At 51.2% G+C, this 17686-nt stretch carries 16 protein-coding genes and 1 other annotated feature; all 16 genes read left to right on the forward strand.

Going from position 1 to position 17686, the window contains the following annotated elements; all coding sequences use genetic code 11:
- The first annotated feature begins 554 nt into the window (after positions 1 to 554).
- Positions 555 to 1871 carry a bifunctional folylpolyglutamate synthase/dihydrofolate synthase gene (locus EKM84_RS10530; protein WP_125765726.1) on the forward strand — a complete coding sequence of 439 codons (1317 nt, stop codon included), beginning with the start codon at positions 555 to 557 and terminating at the stop codon, positions 1869 to 1871.
- 43 nt (positions 1872 to 1914) lie between these two features.
- Positions 1915 to 2562 carry a JAB domain-containing protein gene (locus tag EKM84_RS10535; RefSeq protein WP_125765727.1) on the forward strand — a complete coding sequence of 216 codons (648 nt, stop codon included), beginning with the start codon at positions 1915 to 1917 and terminating at the stop codon, positions 2560 to 2562.
- 206 nt (positions 2563 to 2768) lie between these two features.
- On the forward strand, positions 2769 to 3773 hold the full coding sequence (locus EKM84_RS10540) for a rod shape-determining protein (RefSeq protein WP_125765728.1): 1005 nt from the start codon (positions 2769 to 2771) through the stop codon (positions 3771 to 3773).
- A gap of 83 nt (positions 3774 to 3856) precedes the next feature.
- Complete coding sequence (gene mreC / locus EKM84_RS10545; RefSeq protein ID WP_125765729.1) at positions 3857 to 4708, forward strand: rod shape-determining protein MreC; 852 nt, start codon at positions 3857 to 3859, stop codon at positions 4706 to 4708.
- 13 nt (positions 4709 to 4721) lie between these two features.
- Entirely contained in the window at positions 4722 to 5249 is a 528-nt protein-coding gene (gene mreD / locus EKM84_RS10550) for a rod shape-determining protein MreD (protein WP_125765730.1), read from the forward strand.
- 18 nt (positions 5250 to 5267) lie between these two features.
- Positions 5268 to 5939, forward strand: a complete 672-nt coding sequence (locus EKM84_RS10555) for a septum site-determining protein MinC (protein ID WP_125765781.1) — start codon at positions 5268 to 5270, stop codon at positions 5937 to 5939.
- A gap of 2 nt (positions 5940 to 5941) precedes the next feature.
- Positions 5942 to 6748 (forward strand): septum site-determining protein MinD, encoded by an 807-nt coding sequence (gene minD, locus EKM84_RS10560; protein WP_125765731.1) that lies wholly within the window; start codon positions 5942 to 5944, stop codon positions 6746 to 6748.
- Between the two features lie 372 nt (positions 6749 to 7120).
- Positions 7121 to 7347: a binding site (T-box leader), on the forward strand.
- Between the two features lie 182 nt (positions 7348 to 7529).
- Positions 7530 to 8171 (forward strand): amino acid ABC transporter permease, encoded by a 642-nt coding sequence (locus tag EKM84_RS10565; protein WP_125765732.1) that lies wholly within the window; start codon positions 7530 to 7532, stop codon positions 8169 to 8171.
- Positions 8172 to 8189: 18 nt separating this feature from the next.
- Positions 8190 to 8825: an amino acid ABC transporter ATP-binding protein gene (locus tag EKM84_RS10570; protein ID WP_125765733.1), complete on the forward strand. Its 636-nt coding sequence runs from the start codon at positions 8190 to 8192 to the stop codon at positions 8823 to 8825.
- Positions 8826 to 8837: 12 nt separating this feature from the next.
- Positions 8838 to 9689 (forward strand): amino acid ABC transporter substrate-binding protein, encoded by an 852-nt coding sequence (locus EKM84_RS10575; RefSeq protein WP_125765734.1) that lies wholly within the window; start codon positions 8838 to 8840, stop codon positions 9687 to 9689.
- Between the two features lie 578 nt (positions 9690 to 10267).
- Positions 10268 to 11548, forward strand: coding sequence for an EF-P 5-aminopentanol modification-associated protein YfmF (yfmF, locus tag EKM84_RS10580; RefSeq protein ID WP_125765735.1), 1281 nt, complete (start codon positions 10268 to 10270; stop codon positions 11546 to 11548).
- Entirely contained in the window at positions 11541 to 12827 is a 1287-nt protein-coding gene (yfmH, locus tag EKM84_RS10585) for an EF-P 5-aminopentanol modification-associated protein YfmH (RefSeq protein ID WP_404819574.1), read from the forward strand. Before yfmF ends, yfmH begins: the two co-directional genes overlap by 8 nt.
- Before the next feature lie 112 nt (positions 12828 to 12939).
- Positions 12940 to 13884: a helix-turn-helix domain-containing protein gene (locus EKM84_RS10590; RefSeq protein ID WP_125765737.1), complete on the forward strand. Its 945-nt coding sequence runs from the start codon at positions 12940 to 12942 to the stop codon at positions 13882 to 13884.
- 71 nt (positions 13885 to 13955) lie between these two features.
- Complete coding sequence (gene pgsA, locus EKM84_RS10595) at positions 13956 to 14543, forward strand: CDP-diacylglycerol--glycerol-3-phosphate 3-phosphatidyltransferase (RefSeq protein WP_125765738.1); 588 nt, start codon at positions 13956 to 13958, stop codon at positions 14541 to 14543.
- Between the two features lie 653 nt (positions 14544 to 15196).
- Positions 15197 to 16447, forward strand: a complete 1251-nt coding sequence (locus EKM84_RS10600; RefSeq protein ID WP_125765739.1) for a competence/damage-inducible protein A — start codon at positions 15197 to 15199, stop codon at positions 16445 to 16447.
- Positions 16448 to 16538: 91 nt separating this feature from the next.
- Entirely contained in the window at positions 16539 to 17675 is a 1137-nt protein-coding gene (gene recA, locus EKM84_RS10605; protein ID WP_125765740.1) for a recombinase RecA, read from the forward strand.
- Positions 17676 to 17686: the final 11 nt, after the last annotated feature.

The following is a 17686-nucleotide window of genomic DNA, read 5'->3' on the forward strand; positions in this document are numbered from 1 at the left end:
TAATCCATGTCTATTTTTGTACAGTAAAGGCCCGGCATGCCGGGCCTTTACTGTACAATTTAACTTTCAACCTTTAGTTTCTGTGAAATTGATTAAGTACGGTGAACTAACTTACCGTGTTATCTGGTGTTTTGGTTAGATGGTTTTGCCGGCAGATGAGCGAGGATGTTGATTAAAAATGATGAACCATATTTTGGGTGACAGATATTCGACGTGTATTTCGTCGCTTGAAGGATGAATTTTAGCGCTGAAAGGGGAAGTGAAACCAGGGAATGGATAAATTGCTGTGTAAGCCGTGAGGGTGGCAAAAATGGACTCAGCCGTGGGAATTCTCTTAACGGCGTAGTCGTTTAGAGAATTGGTGTCTTTGAGACTCGAACTTGGAGGCTCAAAGCAAGTCCGAAGACCGCTCTTTGGCTTCGGGCGTCCGCCCACAGCGTCACGGTCCATTTTTGCCACCCGGTAAGGCGAAACCCAAGACAATTTATCCGTTCACACCCGGGGGAAATCTGCTACACTGGGAGGCAATGACTACTATTCGGGAGGTTTTTAACTTGATTGAAACGTACGCCGAAGCACTACAATTTATTCACGGTCGCGACCGCTTCAAAAAGAAGCCCACGTTGGACCGGATGCGCGAGTTCATGGCGTTACTGGGGAACCCGCAGGACCAGTTGACCATGATTCACGTGGCCGGCACCAATGGTAAGGGGTCTACCGTGGCCTTTTTGCGGGACCTATTCATGGCGGAGGGCAACACGGTCGGGACCTTTACCTCACCATTCATCACGCGCTTCAATGAGCGCATCAGTGTCGACGGCGAGCCCATTAGCGATGCTGACCTGTTGGCCGACGTCCAGCGCATCGAACCGGTGGTGGCGCAATTGGACGCCGAACTGGGGGCCGAGGGACCCACTGAATTTGAAATCGATACGGCCCTGATGTTTAGCTACTTCGCCAGTCATCCGGTGGACATCGTTGTGGTTGAGGTCGGTCTGGGTGGCTTGTATGACTCGACCAACATCATCACGCCAGTTGTTTCGGTGATCACCACGATTGGCATGGATCACATGAAAATTTTGGGCGACACGATTCCCAAGATTGCGGCACAAAAGGCGGGCATCATTAAGCCCGACGTTCCCGTGGTCGTGGGCCGATTGACGCCGGACGCCTTAGCGGTCATGGACGATACGGCCGCGGCCAACCACACGCAAGTTTGTGCGCTGGACCGAGATTACAAGGTGAAGAATCAACCGGAGGACGAGTGGGGTGAACGTTTTGCCTATGCCTGGGGTGACCGACGTTGGCGTCATTTACAAATTGATTTGTTAGGCCCCTATCAAATTGACAACGCGGCAACGGCTTTGACGGCCTTCATCACGTATCATTTGGTCAAGAAACAACGCGTCAATATTGCTGAGATTCGGCAAGGACTGGCCCACACGGCATGGCCCGGCCGGTTTGAACGGCTGAACACCGAACCGTTGATTGCGATTGATGGCGCCCACAACGAGCCGGCCATGGTCGAAATGACCCAGCTGCTGCGGCAACACTTTAAGCAGCATGACGTTTACATTATTCTGGCGGTCTTAGCCGACAAGCAGTACGACCAGATGGTTCAGACGCTACTCAAGGTCCGCAACGTGCACATCGTTGTGACCCAGTTCCAAGGACCCGGGAAACGGACTGCTGCGACACCTCAGGCCTTAGAGGATGCGGTGACCTCCAAGCGCGTCACCATGGCCCCAGATTGGCCGACCGCGTTGAAGACGGTACTGGGCACCATTTCAGCCGATGATTTAGTCTTATTAACGGGATCGTTATACTTTATTTCCGAAGTTCGGCAATATTTTAAGGGAACTGACGAATAATTCGCCTTCTTTTACGGAGTTAACCCGTAGAGGGGTGAAACGCATGCAACGACCAAAATTATCGACGCGTAATGAACGTCAGTTACTGAACCAAGTGTTAAAGAGTCTCGGCTTACCGGCCGCCACGGAATGTGACCGGTTCTTTCGCTATTTTCACAGCATTGCGGATGTCCGCTACGCCAGTCACCGGCAGTGTCGGGCCTATGTGGGAGATCGGCCACAGCGGCGAAGTCTGTTAACGGCCATCGAATTGGGACGGTGGGTCCAGCGGGCACCACGACCCATTTTAGGGGAGGTCCTGGCCAGTAGCCAGTTGGGCCAGAGCCTGATGGATGACCTGCGTTATTTACCACAGGAACAGCTGGAGGTCTTGGCTTTGGATGCCAAACACCAGATTATTGCCCGCCAGACGGTCTTTCAGGGGACACTAGACAGCTGTCCGGCCCATCCCCGGGAAATCTTCCGGGTGGCGATTCTCAATGGCGCCGCGGCCATTGTGGTGGCTCATAACCATCCCAGTGGCCTGCCGGAGCCCTCGCACAACGATTTGGCCTTCATGATGCGCTTGGCTGAATGTGGCCAACTCATGGGGATTCCGCTCCTGGATGGCTTTGTGATTGGCGTGCACAGCTACTTTAGCCTGCGAGAAACGGGGCATTTACCACTCGAGACGGCGGCGGCTCGCAGTTGAGGTGTTGTCAAGAAATGCTGGCAAAGTGGCGCCAACCCTTAAAAACTGTTTAAAATCACTTTTAGCTATTTCTTTCTCGTTAAAAGTTCGGTATTCTTGACATTGACGACGTGTTCTCACGCTGATAGGTATGTTATAATACGTCTATCAATGTATAAAAATAAAAATCAATTAAAGTTTTGTTGACAATGAAGGGATGAAACACAGTGTTCGGATTAGGAACGAAAAATATTGGGATCGATCTTGGTACCGCCAATACAATTGTCTACGTTGACGGTAAGGGTATCGTTCTACGCGAACCTTCCGTTGTCGCCAAGAACACAAAGTCTGGGGAAATTGTGTCCGTTGGTGAAGACGCACGCGCAATGATTGGTCGGACGCCGGCTAGTATTGTTGCCATTCGGCCCATGAAAGACGGTGTGATTGCCGACTACGATACAACTGTTGCCATGATGAAATACTTCATCGAAAAGACGGTTGGTAAGTCTAGTGGTAAGCCATATGTCATGGTTTGTGTGCCAAGTGGTGTGACTGAAGTTGAAAAGCGGGCAGTGATCGACGCCACCCGGGTTGCCGGTGCGCGCGATGCCTACGTAATCGAAGAACCATTTGCTGCAGCCATTGGTGCCGGTTTGCCCGTTATGGACCCAACCGGTAGCATGGTCGTTGACATGGGTGGTGGGACCACTGACGTTGCCACCATTTCCTTAGGTGGGATCGTTTCCAGCCGCTCAATCCGGGTTGCCGGTGACAAGTTGGACGATGCCATTGCGACTTACGTTCGGAGTAACTTCAACCTGCTGATTGGTGAACGGACGGCTGAAAAGCTGAAGATGGACATTGGTTCCGCTTCCGTAGATGAAGCCAGCAAGATTGACGGTGCCACGATTCGGGGCCGTGATTTAGTGACTGGTTTGCCTAAGGCAGTGGAAGTTTCCGCTGTTGATGTGGCTAAAGCCATCCAAGAACCCGTTCAAGACGTCATTACGGCTATCAAGGAAACCTTGGAAGAAACGTCACCAGAAATCGCTGCCGATGTGATTGATCACGGTATCGTGTTGACTGGTGGGGGTGCCTTACTGAAGAACCTTTCTGAAGTCATCGCCGACGCAACCAAGGTGCCGGTTTCCATTGCAAACGACCCCTTAGATTGTGTGGCCGCTGGTACTGGTGAATCATTAAAGAGTATCGATGTCATGAAGAAAAAATAGGGACTAGCGGGAAGGCAGCTTCCCGCTTCTTTATTGTGACGGTACGGGTTAAATAAACCCGACCCACAAGATGGAGGTCAAACATGCAGAAATTTTCTCTCAATCGGCGACTCGTCATTATCATTGTCTGCGTGATTGTTAGCTTTGCTTTGATGACGGTGTCCGTGGCAGTTCGTAACAAGAAAGCAACGCCACCCCTGGTTCAACAGTTTGGTAACGATATTGTCGGCTTAGTCGACCGCGTCGTTGCGATTCCAACGAACGGGTTGAGCGGCTCCGTGAGCTCCATTTCCGAGCTACTGAATACGTATCAAGAAAACCAACAGTTAAAGAAGCAGGTCAGTGAACTCGCCCAAACCAAGGTGCGTGATCAGACTTTGGCTAAAGAAAATAAACAACTGAAAAAAGAAATTAGTTTAAATAATTCATTAACGGATTATACGGCCGTGACGGCTTCTGTCATTACCCGGACGCCGTCATCCTGGCAGAACCAAGTCGTGATCAACAAGGGCGCTTCGGCGGGTGTCGAGAAAAATATGCCCGTGATGTCCGGTTCCGGTTTAATTGGTCGAGTGGCCGAGGTCAACAAGACCAACTCGAAAGTTGAACTGATTACGGACAACAATGACACGGCTAACCGGTTCGCTGTGCAGATTAGCACGAAGTCCGGCAAGACGGTCAACGGTGTCCTGAGCGGCTACAATGCCAATACGGGTCAGGTAACCATGAACAACATCACCACCAAAGCCAAGATCACCAAGGGCGACAAGGTCGTCACGAGTGGTCTGGGTGGCGTGACGCCTAAGGGCCTGTATGTTGGGACGGTTGCGAAGGCCAGTGGGGATGACTACGGTCTGTCTACCAAGCTGTACATTACGCCAGCAACGGACTTAAGCGACCTGAACATCGTGACCGTTGCCGTAACCAAGCAGTAAGGGGGAACCAATCGTGTATCGCTTATCGAAATTACGTTTTGGCTTTCCTGTCTTCCTGTTCTTGGCTTTATTTCTAGACGGGGCAGTGAGCCAAGTCTTTAGTGTTCAAATGTTTCGTTACCCAACGACCATGGTCAGCCACTTAGTTGTACTTTGGTTAGTTTGCGGGGTCATCTTTGAAGCCGATGGGGCTTTTGATATGCCACTCGCACGTTGGGCAGCGGTCGCCGGCGCAGTCTTCGATCTGTACTATACGGGAATTTTTGGGGTTTACGTCTTCATCTTCCCGTTAGTGATCTATGTGACCCGGCAGTTGGTGGCGTGGATCAGTCCTAACTTTTTAAGTGGGTTACTGATTTATTTCATCGATATTGCTGTGGTTGAAGGATTGGGGTACTTGGCGAGTCGCGCCGTTCACCTCAATGATGCCGCTGGGAGCGCGTTTCTAGTGAACACGCTGGGACCAACATTGGCTTTTAATCTAGCCATGTTTGTCATTTTATATTTCCCCATTCGTTGGGTGTATAATTGGTTAAAATAGGTGAAGGGAACGAACGCTATGCAGGCTGCCGTACTACGCGGAACGCAAAACGGCTATGATTTGGTCCTCAAGCAATCAGCGAGTCTGGACCAAATCTTGGTTGACTTAAAAACATTGTTAGAAAATCTCAAGGTGGATCCTCAAGCTTTGGAAAGTTCCAAGGTTTCTTTGGACGTCCTGACTGAGGACCGGATTTTGACGGCGGATGAGAAGAGTCGCATCGAACAGATGGTGGCCCAGTATCCGCGCTTTGAAATCCACAAGATTGCTGCGAACGTCATGACGATTGCCGATGCAATCCAATTGCGTGAGCGGGAGAACGTTCACCTGTTAAGTAAAGTGATTCGTAACGGGCAGGAGGTCGCCATGAAAGGGGACGTCCTGTTCTTGGGGACGATTCACGAGGGTGGTAAGCTCCGGACAACGGGCAACATCTTTTCCATGGGGGATGTCGCTGGAATTCTTCAGGCGGGGTATCCCGATGACGAATCTAAGCTGATTATGGGAAATCTTCAGACCGCGCAACAGGTCCGGATTGCTGAGCAGTTTGATATTGTTGAGTCAGATGAATTGACCGACTCACGGCAAACGATTGCCTACGTCAATGACCTTCACGTCTTGTCGTACGGAAAGCTCGGGCAATTGAAGAAGATTAATCCGAAGTTGTATAACCAGATTGGAGGAATTTAGAAATGGGAAAAGCAATTGTGATCACCTCCGGTAAGGGTGGCGTTGGGAAAACCACGACCAGTGCCAACATCGGGACCGCGTTAGCCTTAATGGGCAAGCGGGTCTGCCTGATGGACTTGGACATTGGGCTGCGGAACCTAGACGTTGTGTTAGGCCTCGATAACCGTATCATCTACGATATCGTGGATGTAGCTGAGGGCCGCGCCAAATTACCACAAGCTTTGGTTAAGGATAAGCGGTTTGATGACAAGCTCTACTTGTTGCCAGCTGCCCAAAACACAGATAAAACGGCCTTACAGCCAGAACAAGTTAAGGAAATCGTTGACGAGTTAAAGCCCGAATACGATTACGTCTTGATCGATTGCCCAGCCGGTATCGAACAAGGCTTTATCAACGCTGTTTCCGGTGCCGATGCCGCTATCGTGGTAACGACGCCAGAAATTTCTGCCGTTCGGGATGCCGATCGGGTCGTTGGTTTGTTGGAACAACACCCCTTGACTGAAGCTCCACGGCTGTTGATCAACCGGATTCGCCGGAACATGATGCAGGACGGTTCCATGATGGATATCGATGAGATCACCCATCACCTCGGCATCGAATTGCTCGGTATTATCTTCGATGATGATGCTGTTATCACGACCTCCAATCAAGGGGAACCCGTGGTTATGCAAACGGACAATCCCGCTGGTCAGGGTTACCGCAACGTTGCTCGGCGTTTAGAGGGCGAAACGGTGCCGTTGATGAAGATTGAAGAACAAGAGGATACGGGCTTCTGGCACAAAGTCAGCAGCTGGTTCCACCGCGGCTAGGCACCTCTGCCGCGCCTTACCGGGTAACGAAAATGGCTCGGAACGCGGTGGGCAGGACGCCCGAAGCCAAAGAGCGGTCTTCAGGCTCGCTTTGAACCGCCTAAACCGCGTTTCAAAGTCGCCAGTTGGCTTTCAGCTTTTAAGCTGAAAGCCAACTCCCACGGCTGAAGCCATTTTCGTTACCCTCACGGCTTACACAGTGGTGTCTAGCCACGTGGAACAACTACGTGATGCATATTGTTATTACAGAGTTGTTGTTAGGGGAGTTATGCAAAATTTATTTGGGTCGATGAAACTGATCAATTGAAAATAATTTTTGTGCCAACTGGTCTTGACAGCGCCGTGAAAAAAACGTAGTATACTGTCAATGAATGAAAAACGTTGAACGGAAGAGTAGAACGGTTAAGGTTCTCCAGAAAGCCCCGATGATGGAAACGGGCGGACTTAACGATTCGAACCACATCTGTGAGTTGGCTTTCTGAAATGAGTAAGAAGGTCCGGGTTAGCCCGTTATCGCTGGAGTTGCTAGCAACTCGCTGAGGTTTTCGTAGTGATACGGAAACAAACAGAGGTGGAACCACGATGTGATCGTCCTCTTAGGTCTTAGGACCTAGGAGGGCGTTTTTTATTTCCCGCCAAATCTCTCAGCGCTTGCCGGCAACTCGTTGAGTCGGCGTGGCGTGAGCCCGTCGAGAACATGAGGTGGCACAGCGTTGAGACGCCCTCTTGAGAAGGTTATTTCTCGAGAGGGCTTTTTGTCGTTTAAAGGAGGAGAATTGTTATGCACTATGTAAGTCAGATTTTACCATCGTTAATTTCCGGGACCGGAATGACGTTATCGATATTCTTTTGGACGATTATTATTGCGATTCCGCTGGGAATTCTGGTCGGCCTAGGCATGACCACGAAGTTTAAACCGTTGACCTGGCTGATCAACATCTACGTCTGGTTGATGCGGGGCACCCCTTTGTTACTGCAATTAATTTTTGTTTTTTATGGGTTACCCATCATCGGCGTGGTGTTCCAACGGTATGACGCCGCCTTGTTCGCTTTTATCCTGAACTACACGGCTTACTTCGCTGAGATCTTCCGGGGCGGCCTGCAAGCCATTCCAGAAGGGCAATACGAAAGTGCCCGGGTGTTGCGGCTGACCAAGTGGCAGACGTTACGAAAGATTGTGATTCCGCAAGTGGTCAAAATCGTCTTACCTTCCATTGGGAACGAAGTCATTAACCTGGTTAAGGATTCGTCCTTGGTTTACGTGATCGGGTTGGGCGACCTGTTACGGGCCGGCAACGTGGCCATGGCGCGTGATGTCACACTGGTTCCCATGTTACTAGTCGGGGTGATTTACCTCCTGCTGACGGCCGTTTGCACGGTGGTCTTGAAGCGGATGGAAAAGCACTACAGTTTCTGGCGTTAAGGAAAGGATGGTCAACATATGTTAGAGCTTAAAGGAATTACGAAAAAATTTGGTGGCAAGACCATCTTGGACAATATTAATTTGACCGTGACGGATGGCAAGATTTTAACCATCGTGGGGCCATCTGGTGCCGGGAAGACAACGTTACTGCGGTGCATCAGTGGGTTAGCCTCGGTCGACAGTGGCCAATTTCTCTTAGACGGCAAGGCGTTTGATCCTGCCTCTAACCGGGACAACGATGCCGTGATTGGCGTCGTCTTCCAGGATTATCAACTCTTTCCCAATTTAACCGTCCGGCAAAACGTGACGCTGGCACCGACGATGGTACTGAAGCAATCCGCTAAGGACGCCAATGAAGAAGCCGAGCGCCTCCTGAAGCAACTGGATTTGGGCGACAAGGCGGACCTTTTCCCTTACGAATTATCCGGGGGCCAGAAGCAACGGGTCGCCATCGTGCGGGCCTTAGCCATGCATCCCAAATTGTTGTGCTACGACGAACCCACGTCCGCACTGGACCCTGACTTACGCCGAGAAGTGCAACAGATTATCGTTAAATTACGGGACGAGGGCATCACGCAAATTGTTGTGACCCATGATATTCCCTTTGCTGAAGCAATTGCGGATCAAATGCTCCGCGTGGAACCGAAGAACTAAGGAGGCCGCGAAATGAAAAGAATATATCGTTTCTGGGTTCTTCTAGCCGTGGTGGCCGGGTTCGGCACGCTGTTAGCCGGATGCAACAATGTTACCCAACGCGCCAATACCGATGACACCTGGTCGACCGTTCAGAAGAAAAAGCGGGTGGTCGTGGGTCTCGATGATAGTTTCGTGCCCATGGGCTTCCGCCAAAAGAGTGGGAAGTTAGTCGGCTACGATATTGATTTAGCCCGAGCCGTGTTTAAACTCTACGGTATCAAGGTTGATTTTCAATCGATCGACTGGAGCATGAATGTGACCGAGCTGCACAACGGGACGATTGATTTGATTTGGAACGGCTTTTCCATCACGCCGCAACGGGCCAAGCAAGTGGCCTTCTCAGATACCTACCTGAACAACGACCAAGTGCTGGTCACGTTGAAGAAGAACCACATTACCTCGTATCGGGATATGACGGGCAAGGTCTTGGGCGCGCAAACCGGGTCTTCCGGGGCCAACGATATTGATGCGCACCCGAAGCTGTTGAAGAACCGCATCAAGAATCACGAAGCCGTCACGTACGACTCGTTTACCAACGCCTTCATCGACCTCAACGTCGGCCGAATTCAGGGGCTACTGATTGACAGTACCTACGCCAATTACTACATCAAACACCAGGCGCACCCCGAGGATTACCGCGTCACGGTCGGCAGTTTCCCTAAGGAAAAATTTGCCGTGGGGACACGTAAAGGGGATGTGACCATGCGCAAGAAGATTAATGCCGGTTTGAAACGGTTAGCTGCGAATGGCACGTTACGTCAGATCAACAAGAAATGGTTCGGCGAAAACGTCGATACGCCACTCTTACCTGATAATAAGTAAAAAGTCGTGGGCTTTCAGTTCACCGGCTGAATGAACTTTTAGGTAGTCGTCCCAGAAAATTTGGGAACGACTATTTTTTTATAAAAATTGTGAGGACGGCCGATAAAGGGAGACACCCGGGGAAAGAGTTTTACAAATTAATTCATATTTGCGTGCGGTTGCTTGTATTTATGCCGGGCTTCCCTTAAAATTAAACACCGATACGCTTGGTTTTAGTTAGGGTTACTAGCAAAATAGCTGAAAGAGTCATTGTGGAAAAGTAACCAGTGCGAGATGATTTCAAGCTTAACTAAAACTTTGAGTTGGTATATTCAAGAAATAATAAATAAGCGGTTGGTGGGTTAAGCCAGTGTCAGCCGTGAGGATGGGTAAAATAGGCTCAGCCGTGGGAGTTTGCTTAGCGGTTTACCGCTTAGCAAACTGGTATCTTTGAGACTCGCACCCCAGAGACGCAAAGTAAGCCCGAAGACCGTACTATGGCTTCGGGCGTCCGCCCACAGCGTCCCGGCCTATTTTACCCATCCGGTAAGGCGCTGGCCTTAACCCACCAACCAGATATTTAGAGGAGGCAATTGCGCGTGCATTTTCGCATACGAGACGGGGTAACGCTCGACCTGTTACCCACAAAACAATTTAAAACAATTGGCATCAAGGTGGACTTTGTTGCGCCACTGACGGCCACGGCGATTACCGCGCGAGCCTTGTTGGCTCAGGTTCTAGAGACCAGTACGGCCGCTTATCCCACGCAGACGGCCTTGGCCCGCAAGCTGTCCCAGATGTATGGGGCCAGCTTCGGCATCAGTGTCGTTAAATTGGGGACGAAGCACGTGATTCGGTTGACCTGTTCCGTGGTCGACGAACAGTACCTGAACCAATTTGCGGACCAAACCCCACTCTTTGAACAGGGGATGGCACTCTTGAAGGCCGTCCTGTTTGAACCGCTGTTGCCCAATGGTCAGTTTGATCCGAACACGTTTACGCAACAACGCCAGAACTTATTAACGGCGATTAAATCCTTAGATGATGATAAACAATACCTGGCCAACCGGCGTTTACAAGAATTGTTGTTCACCGGTCAACCCGCCCAGGCTATGAGTGCCTTGGGTGACACGACCACGCTGGGTGAGCTCAGTTCCGCCGACATCCTGGGCACCTACCATGATATGTTAGCCAACGATGCCATTCACGTGGCCGTCGTCGGTGACGTGACGACAGAACGGGTGCAGGCAGCTTTGGCAACCTGGCCCCTGACTGACCGAACAATCACCGATGACTCACCGTACTACCGGTGGGACAAACGCGATGAGGTCCAGTCCGGGGATGACCTGGCACCGGTCGTTCAAGCCAAATTGAACCTGGCCTACCAGTTGCCGATTTACCGGGACGATGCGGACTTCATGGCCGCCGTTGTCTTTAACGCGGCCTTCGGGGGCACACCGTTGTCACTGTTGTTCACGAACGTTCGCGAAAAGGCCAGCTTGGCCTACTACGCCAGCAGCTCGTACAATCCCTTTACCGGGACCATGGGCGTGCAAAGCGGTATTCAGGCCCAGAACCAGGACCGCGTGATTGCCATCATTGGCGAACAACTGGCCGCCGTTCAGCGCGGTGAGCTCAGTGAATCTCTGTTGGCCGAAGTGAAGGCCAGCCTGCTCAATGCCCGCTTGGCTGGACTGGACAGTCCCCAACGGAAATTAGTCGGGTTGTTGAACAGTGAATTGACCCATTTGACGGAACCCTTAAAAACCTGGCAAGAAAAATTAGCGGCGGTGACGGTGGCCGACGTACAGCGTGTGGCGCAACAAGTCACGCTGCAAGCCACTTACTGCCTGCATGGAGGTGATCAGGATGCTGAATAAACAAGCGTACGACCGGTTGGGCGAAAACGTCTATCAAACCACGTTGACCAACGGCTTAAAGGTCATTCTGGTCCCTAAAGTCGGCTTCCACAAGACCTTTGCCGTGATGACCACGGACTACGGGTCCACGGACAATGAATTTGTGCCCCGCGGACAAAAAGAACCCGTTCGTTTTCCGGATGGGATTGCCCATTTCCTGGAACACAAACTGTTTGAGAAAAAGGACCACGACGCCTTTGACCTATTTGGTCAGTACGGGGCAAGTGCCAACGCCTTTACTAGCTTCACGCAGACCAGTTATTTATTTGCGACGACCAGCCATCTGCACGAAAACCTGGATATCCTCCTCGACTTCGTGCAGGACCCTTACTTTACGGCCCAGACGGTCAACAAGGAAAAGGGGATTATCGGCCAGGAAATTCAGATGTACGATGATGACCCGGGTTGGCAGAGCTACTTTGGCATGATTGGCCAGCTGTACCCTCGCGAACCCTTGCACATCGACATTGCTGGGACCGTTGCATCCATCGATAAGATTACTGCGGACGACCTGTATGCCGCCTACAACACGTTCTATCACCCAAGTAATATGAGCTTGGTCGTGGTGGGCCAGCTGGATCCGGAAGAAACGTTAAGTTGGATTACGGCTAATCAAGCGGGCAAAACGTTTGCGCCGGTTGAACCGATTCAACGGATTCCGTCTGCGCAAACGCCAGCCACGGAAATCGTGCCAACCACGACGCGGCACTTAACGGTCAACCGGCCCAAGGTCAGCATTGGCCTGCGCGGGTACGATCAGGTGCCAGCGGGCAAGGCGGGATTGGCCTACAGCGATGCCATTTCGTTAGCGATGGACTTGCTGTTTAACGACAGTAGCGATAATTACCTGCGGCTGTACGATGCCAACGTGATCGATGATAGTTTTGGCTATGACTTCCAAGTCCAACGCGGGGCCCACTTTGGTCAACTGGCGGGTGATACTGATCAGCCAGAATCTTTCGTCAGTGAACTAACTGCGATTTTAAATGATGGACCCGCACAACTACTGGCTGCCCGGGAGCAATTTGACCTGGTTAAACGTGAGGCGATTGGTCGGACGATTGGGGCTATCAACTCGGTTGAAGCCATTGCCAATCAGTACGACGGGCCGCTATTTGGCGGGACCACGCTCTTCGATGAGCTGGCCGTGTTGGAGGCCATGACGTTCGCCGATGTGCAGGCAGCCTGGGCCCAATTTTCAGACGCCAGCCGGCAAACCGTCTACACGATTTTGCCCTAACGGAGGTTAAGAATCCGTTAAATCCTGAATTCTGGGAGTTGTGGCTGAAAATGCGGTGGCGCCTATGCTATACTGCTTATAGAGAAATTTTGAACAGGTGGAGAATTAAAACATGAGTGATAACAGCAAAATTACATTGGGAAAAACGCTGCGTGACGCGCGGATTGCGAAGGGGTACACCCTGGATGACCTGCAACAGACGACGAAAATTCAAAAGCGTTATCTGATTGCCATCGAAGATCAAAACTTTGATGAGTTGCCTGGGGACTTTTACGTGCGGGCATTTATCAAGCAGTACGCCGATATGGTCGACTTGGATGGCGCGGAATTGTTAAAGCAGTTCGACAGCGCCTTGCCAAGTACGCAGACGCAAGAATACGTGGATAAGGTCAACGAAAACAATCCGGAGACCCGTTCGCAACAACGGCAAGTCGATGAACGTTATGTCAAATTACGCCGGACGATTCCCGTGATTGGGATTGTCATCGTCGTCCTCGTGATCCTCGTGGGAATTTGGGTCGCCGCTTCACACAACGGCAACAATACCACCAAGGACAACGTGGACAGCAGTTCTGTCAGTGTTTCTGGTAGCAGTTCAAACAAGACCAAGAGCAGTAGCAGTAAGAAGTCCTCGTCATCCAAGAAGTCTTCCTCAAAGAAGACCAAGACGCCAAGCTTTAAGAAGGTCAGCTCAACGACCTCAGGCTCAACTTGGGAAATGACGAACGCTTCCTCGAAGCCAAAGATGAGCTTGTCCGCAACTGGCAGTGCTTGGATGTCCGTGACCGTTAGTGGGTCGACCGTTTGGCAAGGAACCTTGTCAGCCTCGACGTCACACTCACTGACTATTCCAAGTTCCGCAACTAGCGTGACCCTGAAATTCGGAAACGCTCCAGCAACGTCTGTGAAGGTTGACGGGAAGAAGTTTGACTTCACCTCCGATACCAGTACCAGCAGTGCTTCTAGTTCAAGCAGCACTTCGGGAACGACGACCACGTCTAGCTCAAGCACGACGACGTCTTCTCAAGTACAAACTGTCACGTTGGAATTTAAGTAAGACTCAAGGCGGGTCGGTCCGTGGCGACCGGCGCGCCTTTTTTAGTTGGAAAATTTAAGGAGGAACCTTTCGTGAATCTACCAAATCGCTTAACCATTGTCCGGATCATCTTAATCCCGGTCTTCTTATTGTTATTAGTGTTGCCATTAGACTGGGGCCAGGTGACCTGGTTGGGAACGGCCATTCCGGTCACCCAAGTCTTGGGGGCTATCGTCTTTGCTGTGGCGTCTATCACCGACTTTTTGGATGGTCAAATTGCGCGGCGCAACCATTTAGTCACGAACTTTGGTAAGTTTGCCGACCCACTGGCTGACAAAATGATCGTCATGACGGCCTTCATTCTGCTGGTGTCGATGAACGCCGTCCCTGCCTGGGGTGTCGCCATCATCGTCTGTCGGGAACTGGCTGTGACCGGGTTACGGTTGATTGTCGTGGAGACCGGGGGCAAGGTCCTCGCTGCGGCTTGGCCTGGTAAAATCAAAACGACGACGCAAATGGTCGGGATTATCCTGTTGCTGTTGAACAACATTGGGTTTGGGAGTATCAATGTGCCAATGGCGCTGATTTTCTTCTATATCTGCTTGTTCTTCACGATTTACTCTGGGATCGACTACTTTGTCCAGAACCGCCAAGTCTTCGCCGAATCCTCCGCAGAATAACTGGGTTAAACTAGTCTTTGATGGCGCCTCCGGGCTGGTGAAAACTGGGCCTGGTCGTTTCCGTTCCCGGCGGCGGATTCAAAGTGCCCTGCTGTGGGGCCGGTTCCAGCCGCAGGGGCGGGCTTCCACCTCAACTTTGAGCCTGGGGGGCGGTCTCAAAGGTTGTCCCATGGTCTAAGCTGAGTGAGAAACCTCAGCTTAGACCATCGACACAGCTGGTCACTTTGATCCGCCTCTGGTCACTAACATCCACCGGTGTGCCCATTTTCACCAGCCCTGCGGCTAAGACAGGTTTAGCCAGTAATCGTGAGTCTGATTTTTAGGCGGCACTAGCACAATTTTGACGATTGGGTGTAGGCGTTAGTTACTGATCAAAAATTTAAAAATAATTCGGATGGCGATTCCCAGTTGTTAATGACTGGTGGTCGCCATTTTTGTTTGGATTTCTCACGATTTCTGAGGCAATATTAACCAGTTATGGCGTGATTGTGGTAGGATTTTAGTACAGGTGCCGTTTCTTTGATGTGGTTGAAGAAACGGCTGAACGTTGTATTGTGGGCGTTTTGCTTGATATTTAAAAATAAATTTGAAAAAAATAAAATAAATCGCGTTTCATTACGAAGTTAACTTTAAGTCATCCAGGAGGGGTCAGCATGCAAGCAGAAATCATTGCCGTCGGAACCGAAATTCTATTGGGACAAATCGTCGATACGAATTCGGCCTTTATTGCCCGTGAGTTGGCTGAGGCCGGTATCGAAGTTTATTACCATTCATTGGTTGGCGATAACGCTGACCGGCTGACAGCAGTGGTGAATCAGGCCCGTTCGCGGAGTGACTTGGTGATCATCAGTGGGGGACTTGGACCGACCAAGGATGATTTGACGAAACAGACCGTTGCCCACTTGTTAGGTGTGAAACTAATTGAAGATTCTGAAGCGATGGTTAAGATTCGTAAGCACTTCGCCACGGCAGAGCGGCCTATGACCCCTAACAATCGCTTACAGGCACTTTACCCTGAAGGGAGCCAACCACTCAAGAACCGGACTGGAATGGCTGTCGGGGCCTTTTATCAGGATCCTAACGCGGCTGACATCATGCTATTGCCCGGACCACCCAGTGAAGCGGAGCCCATGTTTGCTGAACAGGCGGTTCCCCTGCTGAAGGCCACCTATCATCGGGACGAATACTTGGTATCACGGGTCTTGCGGTTCTTTGGCATCGGCGAAGGGCAGTTGGTGACCCTGCTGAGTGACCTGATTGATGGACAAACGAATCCGACGATTGCACCTTATGCCAAAGTAAATGAGGTCACGTTGCGGTTGACGGCCCAGGCGAAGGATGAGGCTGCTGGTAATCAGCTGTTGGATGACATGACGGCGACTATTAAGGACCGCGTGGGCGATTATCTCTATGGCTATGGGGATGACAATAGCCTGGCAGCGGTCGTGGTCAACGAAATGATTGACCGCCACCTGACGATTACGGGCGCTGAAAGCTTAACGGCGGGGAAGTTCCAGAGTACATTGGGGGATGTCCCCGGGGTTTCGGCCATCTTTCCGGGTGGCTTCGTGACCTATGCCAATTCAGCTAAGCATGACCTGTTGGGGATTCCGCAAGCCATCATTGCTGAGGATGGGGTCGTTAGTGCAGCCACGGCTCAGCAGATGGCGGAGCGTTCCCGGGCGTTATTGGATACAGACTTCTCTCTGAGCTTTACCGGCGTAGCGGGGCCGGATGCCCTGGAAGGTCACCCGGCTGGGACCGTTTGGCTGGGGTTAGCTCAGCGGGGACACGAGCCCCGGGCCCGTCTGGTTCATTTGACGGGCACCCGGGCCGCCATTCGTGAGCGGTCGGTGATGACTGGTTTGGATTGGCTCCGCCGTGTCTTACATGGGTCAAAATAAAAGGGGAACTTTTGTTCTATTTTTACTTGCATTTTGCGAACAAAACCCGTATAGTGATACATGAATATTGATGCAACAAAGGAGGATTTGGATGGCTGACGAACGACAAGCGGCGTTGGATAAAGCGCTGAAGAAAATTGAAAAAGATTTCGGTAAAGGTTCGATCATGCGGCTAGGTGACAACAGTAACCTGGACATTGAAACCGTTCCATCTGGCTCGTTGGCCCTTGATGTGGCCTTGGGTGTTGGTGGTTACCCACGTGGACGAATCGTTGAAATTTACGGTCCAGAATCATCAGGTAAAACGACCGTGGCCTTACACGCCGTGGCGGAAGTTCAAAAGCGGGGCGGGACTGCAGCTTATATTGATGCAGAAAACGCTCTGGATCCGGCTTACGCAACTGCTTTAGGGGTTAACATCGACCAATTACTTTTGTCACAACCTGATACTGGTGAACAAGGCCTGCAAATTGCAGATGCCTTGATTTCCAGTGGGGCCGTGGACATCGTGGTTGTCGATTCCGTTGCCGCTTTGGTTCCCCGTGCGGAAATCGAAGGGGAAATGGGTGACGCCCATGTGGGTCTGCAAGCCCGTCTGATGTCTCAAGCGCTGCGGAAATTATCCGGGACGATTAACAAGACGAAGACGATTGCACTCTTCATTAACCAAATTCGTGAAAAAGTTGGGGTTATGTTTGGTAACCCTGAAGTTACACCTGGTGGCCGTGCGCTGAAGTTCTACGCCACGGTCCGGTTGGAAGTTCGCCGGGCTGAACAGATCAAGGACGGCACCGATGTTATCGGTAACCGGACCCGGATCAAGGTCGTTAAGAACAAGGTTGCGCCGCCATTCAAGCGGGCTGAAGTCGACATCATGTACGGCAAGGGGATTTCTCAAACCGGTGAATTGCTCGACATGGCTGTTGAAAAGGACATTGTTGATAAGAGTGGGTCCTGGTACTCCTACGGTGAAGACCGAATTGGTCAGGGTCGTGAGAATGCTAAGGCGTACTTGGCTGACCATCCAGACATGATGGCTGAAGTTAACCAACGTGTTCGGGCAGCTTATGGTGTTGGCGAAGGTGACGATGCCGATGACGGTAAGAAGGCTACTGGTAAAGACAGCAAGCCAACCGACAAGAAGGATGCCAAAGCCGATGCTTCTAAGGACAAAGGCAAGCCAGAACAAAGTGAATTAATTCCAGACAAGAACAAGCCTGGTAAATAAAACGAAACGCT

This window comes from Levilactobacillus mulengensis (genome assembly GCF_003946045.1).
Lineage (GTDB): Bacteria > Bacillota > Bacilli > Lactobacillales > Lactobacillaceae > Levilactobacillus > Levilactobacillus mulengensis.

Bases quoted from the DNA above. Each gene is read 5' to 3' on its own strand.
- EKM84_RS10570 (WP_125765733.1), top strand. From the start codon at position 8,190: ATGTTAGAGCTTAAAGGAATTACGAAAAAATTTGGTGGCAAGACCATC.
- EKM84_RS10535 (WP_125765727.1), top strand. From the start codon at position 1,915: ATGCAACGACCAAAATTATCGACGCGTAATGAACGTCAGTTACTGAAC.
- EKM84_RS10600 (WP_125765739.1), top strand. From the start codon at position 15,197: ATGCAAGCAGAAATCATTGCCGTCGGAACCGAAATTCTATTGGGACAA.
- EKM84_RS10575 (WP_125765734.1), top strand. From the start codon at position 8,838: ATGAAAAGAATATATCGTTTCTGGGTTCTTCTAGCCGTGGTGGCCGGG.
- minD (WP_125765731.1), top strand. From the start codon at position 5,942: ATGGGAAAAGCAATTGTGATCACCTCCGGTAAGGGTGGCGTTGGGAAA.
- EKM84_RS10555 (WP_125765781.1), top strand. From the start codon at position 5,268: ATGCAGGCTGCCGTACTACGCGGAACGCAAAACGGCTATGATTTGGTC.
- recA (WP_125765740.1), top strand. From the start codon at position 16,539: ATGGCTGACGAACGACAAGCGGCGTTGGATAAAGCGCTGAAGAAAATT.
- EKM84_RS10590 (WP_125765737.1), top strand. From the start codon at position 12,940: ATGAGTGATAACAGCAAAATTACATTGGGAAAAACGCTGCGTGACGCG.
- EKM84_RS10565 (WP_125765732.1), top strand. From the start codon at position 7,530: ATGCACTATGTAAGTCAGATTTTACCATCGTTAATTTCCGGGACCGGA.
- mreC (WP_125765729.1), top strand. From the start codon at position 3,857: ATGCAGAAATTTTCTCTCAATCGGCGACTCGTCATTATCATTGTCTGC.